Raw genomic sequence first — 13,947 nt, 5'->3', positions numbered from 1 at the left:
CGGATCCGGCGAAAAGGATTTCTATGGATTTGAATAATAAAAAGAGAAAAGGAGGAGTTGCCTTGGCAAGCCGCAGATTAGGTCGAGTGGAAAAAGGTCAGCCGCTGATACTTGGAGCCAACAAAATGGAGGGCGGTTATAATTTTGCAGTGGAGGCATCGGAGGATTCTGAAGTATCCCTGCTTTTATATAAAAAACGAGGAGCTGCCGCACCGGTGGAGATCGTTTTTCCAAAGGATTTCCATACAGGACGTGTGTGGGCACTGAAGCTGTGCAGTGCTTCTCTGAGGGATTTTGAATATAATTATAAAATAGACGGAGAGATCGTGCAGGATCCGTATGCATACGGACTTCACGGGAGAGAGCATTTCGGAGTACCTTACGATCCGGAAAAGGAAGTCCGCTGTCGCTTCCTTAATGAGAATGTTTCCGGCTGGGAAAATGAAACTGCACCGGCAGTAGAATATGAAAATATGATCTTGTACAAGCTTCATGTCCGTGGTTATACGAAGCTTGCCAGAAAGATGGTTTCCCATAAGGGGACTTTTCTTGGCCTGACAGAGATGATCCCTTACTGGAAAGAACTTGGGATCAATGCCATTGAACTGATGCCTGCCTATGAATTCTGTGAGGTTCCGATCAATAAACCGAAGGAAGGCAGTGAACACATCAAGACCCGTCGAAAGGAAAATGTAGTGAATTACTGGGGCTATGCATCCGGCTTTTATTTCAGCCCGAAGAGTGCTTACTGCAGCACCAGAGAACCGGAGCAGGAATTTCGGTATCTGATCCGGGAACTGCACAAGAACGGCATTGCCTGTATCATGGAATTCTATTTTCCGGAGGAAACAGACAGCCTGATGGCTCTTCGAGCTTTGCAGTTCTGGAGAGATTTTTACCATGTAGATGGATTTCATGTGCTGGGAGAGGGCTTTAACCGGGAGATGCTTCTTCGGGATGGAATCCTTTCCGGAGCAAAACTGATCTTCCAGGGCTTTGATTTTGATCATTTTTACAGAGGAAAGCTCCCGGCCAGACGTTGCGGAGCGGAGAGCAATATGAATTTTCTCCAGGATATGCGCCGTTTCCTGAAAAGCGATGAAGGTATGGTGGAGGCTGCAGCATGGCATATCCGTCATAACAGCGAGAATCATGGAGTGATCAATTACATGGTCTGCCAGGACGGATTTACCATGAATGACCTGGTGAGCTACAATTATAAACATAACGAGGCCAATGGCGAAGGCAATCAGGACGGAAGCAGCTATAATTATTCCTGGAACTGCGGTGTGGAAGGCCCTACCCGTAAGGTTTCCGTCCGTCAGATGAGGGAACGCCAGATCAAAAATGCCTTTCTGATGATGCTGCTGAGTCAGGGTGTTCCCATGATCTATCACGGCGATGAATTCGGCAATTCCCAGAGCGGAAACAATAATGCCTACTGTCAGGATAATGCTACCGGCTGGACAGACTGGAAGGGCCTTTCCAGAAACCAGGGACTGAGGGAATTTGTAAAGGATGCCATTGCTTTTCGTAAGGCCCATCCCGTTCTTCATATGCCGGTGGAACTGAAAGGGGTAGATTATCTGACCAAGGGGTTCCCGGATGTGTCTCTTCACGGGGAACGTGCCTGGTATCTGAGCTATGAGAATACCAGCAGGCTTCTTGGTATGATGTACTACGGAGCCTATGCAAGGGAAAAAGAGGATCTGGAGGCTGCAGAGGATGATTTTATTTACATCGGCTATAATTTCCACTGGGAAAACCGGAGCCTTGCTCTGCCCAATCTCCCGGAAGGCATGTGCTGGAAAAAAATCGCAGATACCTCTCTTCACGGAACAGGATTCTGTCTGGAGGAGGAAGAAGAATATAAAAAATCAATCGAAATAGGCCCCCGCGCCATTGTGGTATTGCTGGGCAGACAGGAGGCGGAGAAAGATGCGATCATGGCACCCGTGGCTGCACTTCAGGACCATCACGAGGCATAAGCTTCTGGTGATGAAATATTGTTTTCGTATCGGGTTATATAAGCAGGGGTTGCTTCATGACCTGTCCAAATATTCCCCGACGGAATTTCTGGTAGGCTGTAAATATTATCAGGGGACAAGAAGCCCCAACAACGCAGAACGTGAGGCAACCGGCGTATCCATGTCCTGGCTGCACCATAAGGGAAGAAACAGACACCATTTTGAACATTGGGTAGACTATTCCCTTGACGGTGAGCATGTGATCATGGGAGCCAGAATGCCCAGAAAATATGTGGCGGAAATGGTCATGGACCGGATCAGTGCATCCAGAAACTATCTGGGAGAGGAATATACCTATCATGAACCATTGCAGTATTTTCTGAAAAGCAAGGAGAAGCTGTGGTTTATCCACCCACAGACAAAGAAAGAGCTGGAGGGACTTCTCAGGATCCTGGATAAATACGGAGAGGATAAGACTCTGTGGTATATCCGCAATGTATATCTTCGTGATAACCGTGGAAAAAAAGTGAAAAGCCCCGGGAAAAAGCTTCGAAATCACAGATAGGGGTGTATTTTTGGCAGGTTGTCTGATATAATATTCAGATATCAGGAGGAAGAATGAATGGATACACCAACAATTGCGAAATACTATAGAGAGAAAGATCCCATGGAGCGTCTGAAGCTTCTGGAGCAGTCCATTGCAGCAGGAGAAGAACCGGAAGAAAATAAGATCCGTAAGGAACTCTGGGATATCCGTTACAGCGATAAATCCGAGACTGGTGATACCAGGGCAGACGGTTATCTCGGTCTCTGGATGACCATGGAGTTTAACCGGAATTCCGCTTCCAGATTCTTTGGCACAAGAAGTGCGAAGAAAGAGATAGGTAAGTATCTTAAGAAGCTGAAATTTCAGGAGTTCCAGGAAAAAGGCGGCCTTTATGAGGAGCTTCTTTACCGGGAATGCTGTCATCTGGTTCTGGTCTACATGGATCTCTGTCAGACAGATAAATCCTATAACACAATGATTTTCGGCCTGATCCACATCAAGGAGGACAGTGCGAAGGCCAAGGTCCAGAGAGACATCAGGGAAACAGCTGTGGAGCTTCCGGCTAATCTTGGAATGGAAGCTGAGCTTGGAATCATCACAAGAGCTGCCAGAGAGATCTACAGGCAGTATTATCCCAATGAAGGAAGCATTTAGGAAGCAATAAGTTTTCCGTTTCAGGCTGTCTGAATACTCAGACAGCCTTTTGTTGCCATGCATCCGGCAAAAGATCCCGGGATTTTTTGAAAAGGGATTTTTACCGGGTGTGAAGAGAAACATTCAGGAGGTTACTAATTTATGAATCCCAATCATCTGAACGCATATGAAGTCCTGAAGGAAGAAGATCTTCAGGATATTCATTCCAAAGGATGGCTTCTCAAACACAAAAAAACAGGAGCCAGAGTCATGCTCATCGAGAACAGCGATGAGAATAAAGTTTTTAACATTGCATTCCGTACACCGCCAAAGAACAGCACCGGTGTTGCCCACATCCTGGAACACAGTGTACTGTGCGGCTCCAGGGAATTTCCGCTTAAGGATCCTTTTGTGGAGCTGGTAAAAGGTTCTCTTAATACCTTCCTTAATGCCATGACCTATCCGGATAAGACCTGCTACCCGGTAGCAAGCTGTAATGACCGGGATTTCCAGAATCTGATGCATGTATATCTGGATGCGGTATTCTATCCGAATATTTACAAAAAAGAAGAGATCTTCCGTCAGGAAGGCTGGAACTACCATCTGGAGAAAAAAGAAGGCCCGCTGAAATACAACGGTGTCGTTTACAATGAAATGAAGGGGGCTTTTTCCTCACCGGATGATGTTCTGGAGAGAGAGATCATGAATTCGCTGTTTCCGGATACAACCTATGGCTGTGAGTCCGGCGGAGATCCTGTAAATATTCCGGATCTCAGCTATGAGGAATTTCTGGATTTCCACAGACAGTACTATCATCCGTCCAACAGCTTTATCTATCTCTACGGAAACATGGATATGGAGGAGAAGCTGGAATTTCTTGACAGCCATTATCTGTCTGCCTTTGATTCTCTTGTCATTGATTCCGAGATCCGGGATCAGGAAGCCTTTGCTCAGGTAAAGGACATCCAGAAGTCTTATCCGGTATCAGAGGATGAGGGAGAAGAGGATAACACCTATCTTTCCTACAATATGGTTGTGGGTGAAGCGGCAGATATCAACCTGAGTCTTGCTTTCGAGGTTTTGGATTATGCTCTCTTAAGCGCACCGGGTGCACCGCTGAAACAGGCACTTCTGGATGCAAAGATCGGCAGGGATATCTATGGCTCCTTTGAGGATGGAATCAAACAGACCTATTTCTCCATCGTGGCAAAGGGAGCCAACTTAAGCCAGAAAGAGGAATTTGTCAAAGTGATCCGTGACACCCTCACAAAGATCATGGAGGAAGGTATCGACAAGAAGGCAGTAACAGCCGGAATCAACTACTACGAATTCCGTTTCCGTGAGGCAGATTTCTCTTCCTATCCGAAGGGACTGATGTATGGCCTGGATATTTTAAGCAGCTGGCTTTATGATGATACGAAGCCGTTCTGTGAGGTGCAGCTTCTGGAGGGCTTTGAGTTCCTTAAGAAAGCCCTGGAAGAGGGATATTTTGAGGAGCTGATCCGGAAATATCTTCTGGGCAACACTCATGGTGCGATCCTTTCCCTGGTACCGGAGAAGGGCCTTGCAGCAAAGAGGGATAAGGAACTGGAAGAAAAGCTGGAGAATTACAGAAAGAGCCTTTCTGATGAAGAGCTTACCCGGATGGTAGAGAATACCAAAGCGCTGGAGGCTTATCAGGAAGCGGAGGAAGCTCCGGAAGCGCTGACCTGCATCCCCATGCTCTCCAGAGAAGACATCAAAAAAGAGATCACAGGGCTGACAAACGAGGAGCACCATGTGGAGGACAGCTTGTTTCTGTATCATGATGTGTGCACCAATGGTATCGGTTATGCGGATCTTCTTTTTGAGATCCATGACTTTGATGTTGATACAGTCCATTATCTGGGACTTCTGAAATCTGTGCTTGGTGCAGTGGATACGGAGAATTACACGTATGGCGAGCTGTTTAATGAAGTGAATGCGAGAACCGGCGGTATTGCCTATGGGATAGAGGTTTTTGATGATGCCCAGGATACCGATGCATTTCGTGCTATGTTTGCCGTAAGAGGAAAAGCGTTATATCCGGAGATGGAGTTCATGTTTTCCATGATCCGGGAGGTTCTTACAACTTCGAAGCTAGATGATACCAAACGTCTCTACGAGATCATTGCCAGAGTGAGATCCAGAGCCCAGGCCAGCCTTGCAAGTGCAGGCCATTCCACCGCCGTTCTCCGTGGTGCCTCCTACGCATCTCCGATGGCGGCATTCCAGGATGAGATGGCAGGAATCGGATATTATCAGTTTATCGAAAAACTGGAGAAGGATTTTGACAGCTGCAAGGATGAGATCGTGAAAAATCTCCGTAAGGTGATGGAAGAGGTACTTCGTCCGGAGAATTTCTGTGTAAGCTATACCGGAGAGAGAGAATCTCTGGATGTAGTAAAAGCACAGGCTGCCGGGATCAAAAAAGTCTTGTTTAACGGACAGAAGCCGGAGTCTGTGAAGCAGGCCCCCTGCATAAAGAAAAACGAAGCCTTCAAGACCTCCGGCCAGGTCCAGTATGTGGCACAGAACGGAAACTTCCGCAAAAAAGGCCTGGAGTATACCGGTGCACTAGAGATCCTGAAAGTGATCTTAAGCTACGATTATCTCTGGATCAACCTTCGTGTAAAGGGTGGAGCGTATGGCTGCATGAGCGGCTTTAAGAGAAACGGAGAGAGCTTCCTGGTATCCTACCGTGATCCCCATCTAAAGAGAACCCTGGAAGTATACCAGGGAGTGCCGGATTATATCCGTGCCTTTGAGGCAGACGAGCGTGAGATGACAAAATATATCATCGGAACGATCAGCAACAAGGATGTGCCGAGAACTCCGCAGATGCAGGGAAGTATCTCAAAAACCGCATATTTCTCCAATGTTACAGAGGATATGCTCCAGAAGGAAAGAAATCAGATCCTCGGAGCGCAGAAGGAGGATATCCAGAAACTGGCAGCTCTTGTAGAAGCAGTACTTTCCGATGATCAGATCTGCGTAGTAGGAAGTGAGACTGCAATAGAGAAGGCGGAAGATGTATTCATGGAAGTGAAGCCACTGATCGGCTGATGAGAAACAAAGCCTGCTGTCCGTTAAATGGGATAGCAGGCTGTGAAAGGATTATGAGAGGATAAAGAATGGATAATAATTTTAGATCAGGCTTTGTTGCAATCATCGGAAGACCGAATGTTGGAAAATCCACGCTGATGAACCATCTTATCGGACAGAAGATCGCCATCACATCAAACAAGCCACAGACAACCAGAAACAAGATACAGACCGTGTATACCTGTGATGAGGGACAGATCGTATTTTTGGACACACCGGGTATCCACAAGGCAAAAAACAAGCTTGGAGAATACATGGTACAGGTTGCGGAGAGAACCCTGAAGGAAGTAGATGCCATTATGTGGCTGGTGGAGCCATCCACATTCGTAGGTGCGGGAGAGCGCCACATTGCCGAGCAGCTGCAGAAGGTGGGCGTTCCTGTGATCCTTATCATCAACAAAATCGATACCGTAAAGAAAGAAGAACTTCTTCCTGCCATCGATACTTACCGCAAGATCTGCGATTTCGCGGAGATCATTCCGTGTTCTGCCCTCCGTGGAAAAAACACACAGGATATCATCCCGAGTATTTTCAAATATCTTCCGTACGGACCGATGTTCTATGATGAGGATACAGTTACCGACCAGCCTCAGCGCCAGATCGCCGCAGAGATCATCCGTGAGAAGGCTCTGCATGCACTGGATGAGGAGATCCCTCACGGAATCGCCGTTGCCATCGACCGGATGAAGAAACGTCCGGGAAGAAGCAACATCATAGATATTGATGCGACCATCATCTGCGAGCGTAATTCCCACAAAGGCATCATCATCGGAAAACAGGGTGCCATGCTGAAAAAGATCGGAAGCAATGCCCGCTATGAGCTGGAGCGTATGCTGGAAGCAAAGGTAAACCTAAAGCTCTGGGTCAAGGTGACTAAGAACTGGAGAGACAGTGATTTCCTGATCAAGAACTTTGGATATGATAAGAAAGAAATCTGAAAATGAGCGATCTAATTACCGTACAGGGAGTGGTACTTTCTGCCATGCCGGTAGGGGATTATGACAAGCGGATCGTCCTTCTCACAAGAGAGAGGGGGAAGATCTCCGCTTTTGCCAAGGGAGCGAGACGGCAGAACAGTCCGTTCATGGCAGCAGCTAACCCGTTTGTATTTGGAAACTTTACTCTTTATGAGGGAAGGACAAGCTATAATCTGAACCAGGTCAGCGTGCAGCATCATTTTGTGGAGCTGGCCACCCGGCAGCCGGGGGTTTACTATGGATATTATTTTCTGGAGCTGGCAGATTATTTTGGCAAAGAGGGAACGGATGAGAAGGAGATGATGAATCTTCTCTATGTGACCATCAAAGCCATTTTGAATCCTCATATAGAAGACCGGCTGGTGCGCTGTATCTATGAACTGCGGACTATGGTGATCCAGGGCGTGATGCCGCAGCTGTTCCAGTGTGCGGGCTGCGGGAGAGAGCTTACGGAGGAAGAAACCGGAGAACTTTTTTTCTCCCAGGACGAGCATGGGATCCTGTGTGCAGACTGCAGCAGGATGGCCATGGACAGGAAACGGATCTCAGCGGCTGCCCTGTATGCCATGCGCTACATAGCCGTGTCCCCCTTGGCAAAGCTGTATACGTTTACAGTGCGGGATGATGTGCTGCGGGAACTGGAACGCCACATTTACCGGTATACGGAGCTGAATACAGACAAGCGGTTTAAAAGTCTGGAGATCCTGGAAATGATGAGATAGATCCCTGCCAGCTGCGGAATAACTGTAACGATTTATTTTTCAAAAGCAGGACAGGATGCAATGCAAATGGAAATATCCTTGAAAAATCATGAGGATACTAGTATAATAAGACCAAAAATGTAAAAAAGCAGCTTTTTCCGGAGCTTTCCGGACGCATTTGGCGGAACAGCTGCAAGTCAAGAGGAGAGAAATCATGGAAAAGACAATGGAAAAGATCGTAGCTCTTGCAAAAGCCAGAGGATTTGTTTACCCGGGTTCCGAGATCTACGGCGGCCTGGCAAACACATGGGATTATGGAAATCTCGGTGTAGAGCTTAAAAATAACGTAAAACGTGCATGGTGGCAGAAATTCATTCAGGAGTCTCCGTACAATGTAGGTGTTGACTGTGCGATCCTTATGAACCCGCAGACATGGATCGCTTCCGGACATCTTGGTGGATTTTCTGATCCTCTTATGGACTGTAAAGAGTGCCACGAGCGTTTCCGTGCAGATAAGCTCATTGAGGACTTTTGTGCAGAGCATGACATTGCCATTGAGGGAAGCGTAGATGCATGGTCCCAGGAGAAGATGATGGACTTCATCAAAGAACACGAGGTAGGATGCCCGAGCTGTGGTAAACACAACTTCACAGATATCCGTCAGTTCAACCTGATGTTCAAGACATTCCAGGGTGTTACCGAAGATGCCAAGAATACTGTATATTTAAGACCGGAGACTGCACAGGGTATTTTCGTAAACTTCAAGAACGTACAGAGAACATCTCGTAAAAAGATCCCGTTTGGTATCGGCCAGATCGGTAAATCCTTCCGTAACGAGATCACACCGGGTAACTTCACATTCCGTACCCGTGAGTTTGAGCAGATGGAGCTTGAGTTCTTCTGCGAGCCGGATACAGATCTTGAGTGGTTTGCATACTGGAAGAAGTTCTGCCTTGACTGGCTGAGTGCTCTCGGACTTAAGGATGATGAGGTTCGTTACCGTGACCATGATAAGGAAGAGCTGAGCTTCTACAGCAAGGCTACCACAGATGTGGAATTCCTTTTCCCATTCGGATGGGGTGAGCTCTGGGGAATCGCTGACAGAACAGATTATGACCTGACACAGCATCAGAATGTATCCGGCCAGGATCTCACATACTTTGATGATGAGAAGAAACAGAAATATATCCCATACGTTATCGAGCCATCACTTGGAGCAGACCGTATGGTACTTGCTTTCCTCTGCAGCGCTTACGATGAGGAAGTTCTGGATGAAGAGAAGAACGATGTCCGTACAGTCCTTCATTTCCATCCGGTACTTGCACCGGTTAAGATCGGTGTGCTTCCGCTTTCCAAGAAGCTTAACGAGGGTGCTGAGAAGATCTACCAGCAGCTTTCCAAGAAGTACAACTGTGAGTACGATGACCGTGGAAATATCGGTAAACGTTACCGCAGACAGGATGAGATCGGTACTCCGTTCTGTATCACTTATGACTTCGAGTCTGAGAATGACGGTGCAGTTACAGTCCGTGACCGTGACACTATGGAGCAGGTACGTGTGAAGATCGATGAGCTTGATGCATACTTTGCTGATAAATTTACATTTTAAGTAAATACATTTTTTAATAAAAAACCTCCGGTTATTTTCTGGCCGGAGGCTTTTTTTCAATAAGTCTGTTTTTCATCCGCCAGTTTCTTGGCGACATTCCGTATACATTTTTGAAAGCCCGGGAAAAATGCAGCTGATTGGGATATCCGACTGCATTTCCGATATCTGCGATAGACAGGGCTGTGATCTTAAGAAGTTCTGCAGCTTTGGTCATGCGATAGCTGATCAGGAATTCCTGGGGAGAACGTCCGATGGTGTCGTGGAAGATCTTACCGAAGTAGCTTCGGTTCAGGCCGCAGCAGGCTGCGATATCCTCAATGGAAATATCATTCTGGAAATTCTGTTCAATAAAAGAGAGCGCCTCCTTGATATAAAAATCACGGATACTTCCATCCTGTTTCATGCGGACAGTTTCAGTAGAGCGCATAAAGTAATCCAGAAAAAGCCAGGTATGTCCGATAAGATGAAAGGGTGATTCCTGGGAATTATGGCTGATATAAAGCATTTCCTCCATCATTTTCTGGCGGAGATCTGCAGAGTGGCTGTGATAGACCGGATGGTCCGGACTTAAACCTGCAGTTTCCACGATCTCTTTTGCCCGGAGCCCGTCAAATTCCACCCAGGTGTACTCCCATGGAAAGTCGGTATCTGCAATGTAGGTGTTGATCTGACCGGGAAAAAGCATGAAACCCTGGCCGCTTTTTACCTGATAGGTGATGGTCTCTCCTGCGGAATTGTCTGCCATCAGAGTTCCGGTACCGGAGATCACATAATGAAAAATATAATGGTTTCGTGCGGCCGGGCCGAATGAATGTGCCGGAGCGCAGTGCTCCCAGCCGTATTGGTATAGTCCGATATCAACAAAGTTTTCATTTGGAAAAACGGAGAAGAGAAGGTCATTCATATTTTTATCCTTTAGGCGTATGATTTTGTCTGGTTTCAGTAACATTATATATTAAAACAGCAGGGAACTTCAACATATGTATAAAAATGCAATTACAAAAACAGCCTGTAAAATATACTAAAAAGAGAAGGATAATCGATAAAACTTTGTGAGAAAATTAAGTTTCTCGAGAAACCTGTTGATTTTCGATAAATTCGGAATATACTAATTTTAGATAAAAGTAGTGATATAGGCGTAAAATATATCAAAATGCTAGAGGACTTTAATGAAGACAGAGAAAAATTGCATTTTGATATAAAACAAGAAAAACACTGCTATTTATGCAAGCATAAAGCTATGTTAAAATAGCTTTCAGAAAAAAAGAAACCAGAGAATAAGTATTGGAGAACCCGGATAGCCATATCAGTTAAATGGGTGATATCCGACTTATCAAATAAAAGGAAAAGGAAGGAGCATAACAAGATGCGCAACAGAAGTAAATGGATCCTCTGTATGGGACTTGCCTTTACCATGGCAGCTTCCGTTACATTGAGCGGATGCAGCACAGGTAAAAAGGACAGTGGAAAGACAGAGATCGAACTTGTGCAGTATAAACCGGAAGCGGTCAAGGCCTTTGAAAAACTGGAAGAAAAATTCAATGCCACTCATGATGATATCCATCTTACCATCGAATCACCAAACGATGCTATGACCGTATTGAAGACAAGATTTATCCGTGAGGATAATCCGGATATCATCGGAATCGGAGGAGATGTAAACTTTTCCAATTTTATTGATTCTGATATGCTGATGGATATTTCCGATTATCAGGGACTGGATTCGATCAAAGATGCATATAAAGAAATCGATAAAGCGCTGGAATTTGTTCCGGAAGACGGAGTCTATGCGGTTCCTTACGTGGCCAATGCCGCCGGGATCCTTTACAACCGTGAGCTTTTCAAGGAGCATGGATGGCAGATCCCGACTACATGGGATGAATTTATGAGCCTTTGCCAGGAAATCCAGGATGCAGGTATCCAGCCGCTTTATTTCGGATTTAAAGATACCTGGACCTGTCTTGCACCGTGGAATTCTATTGCGGTAGATCTTGCACCAGCCGATGTATGCCGCCAGGTAAACCAGGGAAACACTACTTTTGCAAAAGAGTATAAGGAAGTAGCAGACCGTATGCTGGAGCTTATCCAGTATGGACCGGATGATCCCTTTGCCTATGATTACAATGGAGCCTGCACCGCTTTTGCAAAAGGGGAGGCTGCCATGTATCCCATCGGAAGCTATGCAATCCCGCAGATCCAGAGTGTAAATCCGGATATGGATATTGATTCTTTTGTAACACCGGCAAGCAATGATCCGTCAGAAAACAAACTGAATTCCGGAGTTGACCTTCAGTTCTGTGTGATGGATGACTGTGAGAATAAGGAAGCTGCATATGAAGTGCTGGATTTCCTTCTTGAGGATGAGAATATACAGACATATCTGGATGACCAGAAGGCAGTTCCCTGTAAAGAGGGTGATTTCACACTTCCCTCTACTCTGGATGGTATGAAGGAATACATAGAAGAGGGAAGGATGGCCGACTACCAGGATCATTATTATCCTACAGAGATGGCTGTGGATGCACAGATCCAGACCTTCCTGATGAAAAAGGATAAAGATGCATTCCTGAAAAAATTTGATACAGACTGGACAAGATATAACCGTGACATTATCCGTAAAGTACAGGACTATGAGGAGAAGAACGGGGAAGGAGAGAACTGATCATGGGAAAAAAATCTATGAGTGGAAGAAAGCTGACCTTTCTTCTGATCACCATTCCGATCGTGGCATTATTTTTCTGCTTTAACACACTGCCTCTGATCAAGGGTGTGATCTACAGCTTTACAAACTTTAAAGGCTATGGAAGCTATGACTGGGTAGGACTTCGAAACTATAAGGATCTTTTTACAGACAGCCGTGTTGGCGGTTCCTATCTGTTTACCTTTAAGCTGGCCATCGTGGCAACTATCGTAACGAATGTACTCAGCCTGATCCTGGCACTTGGACTGAACAGCAAGATCCGTTTCAAGAGTGCACTGCGTGGAGCTTATTTTATTCCTAATGTACTTGGCGCACTGGTCGTAGGATATATTTTCAATTATTTCTTTACATATATCCTGCCTGCATTCGGAAAGATGGTCGGAAATAAAACATTGTCTTCCAGCATGCTTTCCAGTACGAGCCTGGCATGGGTTGCCATCGTGATCGTGTGTGCATGGCAGTCCATTGCAATGAATACGATCATCTACATTTCCGGTCTTCAGACAGTGCCGGAGGATGTATACGAGGCAGGCGCTATTGATGGTGCTACCGGATTCAGTAAGTTCCGTTACCTGACATTCCCGCTGATCGTTCCGTTTTTCAGCATCAACATGGTTCTCTGTGTGAAAAACTTCCTGATGGTATTTGATCAGATCATGGCTTTGACAAAGGGTGGTCCTGCACAGAGTACAGAATCCATTTCCTATCTGATCTATAACAATGGTATGAGTGGCGGTCAGTTTGGATTCCAGAGTGCCAATGCGGTTATATTCTTTATTGTGATCGTGATCATTTCTGCAATGCAGTTGACTATCACAGGGAAAAAGGAGGAGCAGCTGTAATGAAAACGAAAGTAAGAGAAAAAGCGAACTGGCCGGTAACGATCCTTCTGATCCTTGGCCTTATCACAGTGGTATTTCCGCTTTATATGACAATTGTGATCGCATTCAAGCAGCCGACAGAGATGACCAACAGTGTAGCCGGGATCCTGTCTCTGCCAGAGAAATTCAGTCTTGCCAATTTCAGGGAAGCTATGGAGGTAACAGACTTCTGGCATTCTCTTGGAAACAGTGTATTGATCACTGTGATCACAGTGGTTCTTGCTATTGTAATTCATTCACTTTTAGGTTATGCTATAGCCAGAAACAAGAGAAGTAAATTTTATAAATTTATCTATCTCTATGTAGTGAGCGGTATGTTTGTTCCGTTTGCTATCCTGATGATGCCGCTTGTAAAGCAGACTGCTGAGATGGGCCTTGATAACAAAGTCGGTGTGATCATTCTTTATACGGTATTTTATATGCCTATGAACGTGCTTCTTTATTCCGGATATCTGACAAACATTCCAATGGCCCTTGAGGAGGCTGCCTGTGTGGATGGAGCCAGCACCTGGAAAACATATTGGAAGATCATCTTTCCGATCATGAAGCCGATGCATGCCACAGTGGCAGTTCTGACAGCACTTGGAACCTGGAATGATGTTATGACTCCATTGGTTATCATGTCCGGATCTACGGGTGGAACCACATTGCCTCTGGCACAGCTGAATTTCCAGACTCAGTTCGGAACAAACTATAACCTTGCGTTTGCCTCTTATCTGCTGGCACTGCTTCCGATCCTTCTGTTTTATCTGATCTGCCAGAAGCACATTTTAAATGGTGTTGTAAACGGTGCCGTAAAATAAAAACA

At 45.8% G+C, this 13,947-nt stretch carries 11 protein-coding genes; 10 read left to right on the top strand and 1 reads right to left on the bottom strand.

From position 1 onward, the window contains the following. Positions 1–62: 62 nt before the first annotated feature. The 7 genes from CCC70_RS10525 (at position 63) to CCC70_RS10495 (ending at position 9,557) form a co-directional block, all read left to right on the top strand. Positions 63–1,988 (top strand): Type II secretory pathway, pullulanase PulA and related glycosidase, encoded by a 1,926-nt coding sequence (locus tag CCC70_RS10525; protein ID WP_287084806.1) that lies wholly within the window; start codon positions 63–65, stop codon positions 1,986–1,988. Beyond that, entirely contained in the window at positions 1,939–2,532 is a 594-nt protein-coding gene (locus CCC70_RS10520; protein ID WP_287084805.1) for a DUF5662 family protein, read from the top strand. Before CCC70_RS10525 ends, CCC70_RS10520 begins: the two co-directional genes overlap by 50 nt. Before the next feature lie 57 nt (positions 2,533–2,589). Continuing rightward, positions 2,590–3,168, top strand: a complete 579-nt coding sequence (locus CCC70_RS10515) for a DUF6553 family protein (RefSeq protein ID WP_118062594.1) — start codon at positions 2,590–2,592, stop codon at positions 3,166–3,168. A 141-nt stretch (positions 3,169–3,309) separates the two neighbouring features. Next, on the top strand, positions 3,310–6,231 hold the full coding sequence (locus tag CCC70_RS10510; protein ID WP_270391197.1) for an insulinase family protein: 2,922 nt from the start codon (positions 3,310–3,312) through the stop codon (positions 6,229–6,231). A 68-nt stretch (positions 6,232–6,299) separates the two neighbouring features. After that, positions 6,300–7,208: a GTPase Era gene (gene era, locus CCC70_RS10505; protein WP_015525809.1), complete on the top strand. Its 909-nt coding sequence runs from the start codon at positions 6,300–6,302 to the stop codon at positions 7,206–7,208. Between the two features lie 2 nt (positions 7,209–7,210). Continuing rightward, on the top strand, positions 7,211–7,969 hold the full coding sequence (gene recO / locus CCC70_RS10500; protein ID WP_270391195.1) for a DNA repair protein RecO: 759 nt from the start codon (positions 7,211–7,213) through the stop codon (positions 7,967–7,969). 193 nt (positions 7,970–8,162) lie between these two features. Then, positions 8,163–9,557, top strand: a complete 1,395-nt coding sequence (locus tag CCC70_RS10495) for a glycine--tRNA ligase (protein ID WP_092069375.1) — start codon at positions 8,163–8,165, stop codon at positions 9,555–9,557. Between the two features lie 31 nt (positions 9,558–9,588). On the opposite strand, the gene CCC70_RS10490 is transcribed toward CCC70_RS10495, so the two are convergent. Beyond that, on the bottom strand, positions 9,589–10,461 hold the full coding sequence (locus CCC70_RS10490) for an AraC family transcriptional regulator (protein WP_022426301.1): 873 nt from the start codon (positions 10,459–10,461) through the stop codon (positions 9,589–9,591). A 462-nt stretch (positions 10,462–10,923) separates the two neighbouring features. On the opposite strand from CCC70_RS10490, the gene CCC70_RS10485 reads away from it, so the two are divergent. From CCC70_RS10485 to CCC70_RS10475, 3 genes are read left to right on the top strand one after another with little or no spacing between them, the layout of a single operon-like run. Beyond that, positions 10,924–12,219 (top strand): ABC transporter substrate-binding protein, encoded by a 1,296-nt coding sequence (locus CCC70_RS10485; RefSeq protein ID WP_118062591.1) that lies wholly within the window; start codon positions 10,924–10,926, stop codon positions 12,217–12,219. A gap of 2 nt (positions 12,220–12,221) precedes the next feature. Beyond that, on the top strand, positions 12,222–13,100 hold the full coding sequence (locus tag CCC70_RS10480) for a carbohydrate ABC transporter permease (protein WP_021651005.1): 879 nt from the start codon (positions 12,222–12,224) through the stop codon (positions 13,098–13,100). Further along, entirely contained in the window at positions 13,100–13,942 is an 843-nt protein-coding gene (locus CCC70_RS10475) for a carbohydrate ABC transporter permease (protein ID WP_015525816.1), read from the top strand. The genes CCC70_RS10480 and CCC70_RS10475 overlap by 1 nt, the downstream gene beginning before the upstream one ends. The last annotated feature ends 5 nt before the right edge of the window (positions 13,943–13,947 follow it).

Origin of the sequence: Blautia sp. LMAG:89 (genome assembly GCF_008679485.1) — a bacterium.
Taxonomy (GTDB): Bacteria; Bacillota; Clostridia; order Lachnospirales; family Lachnospiraceae; genus Blautia_A; species Blautia_A fusiformis.
Note: the sequence above shows the minus strand (reverse complement) of the source record. Positions and strands in the feature narration are given on the sequence as shown.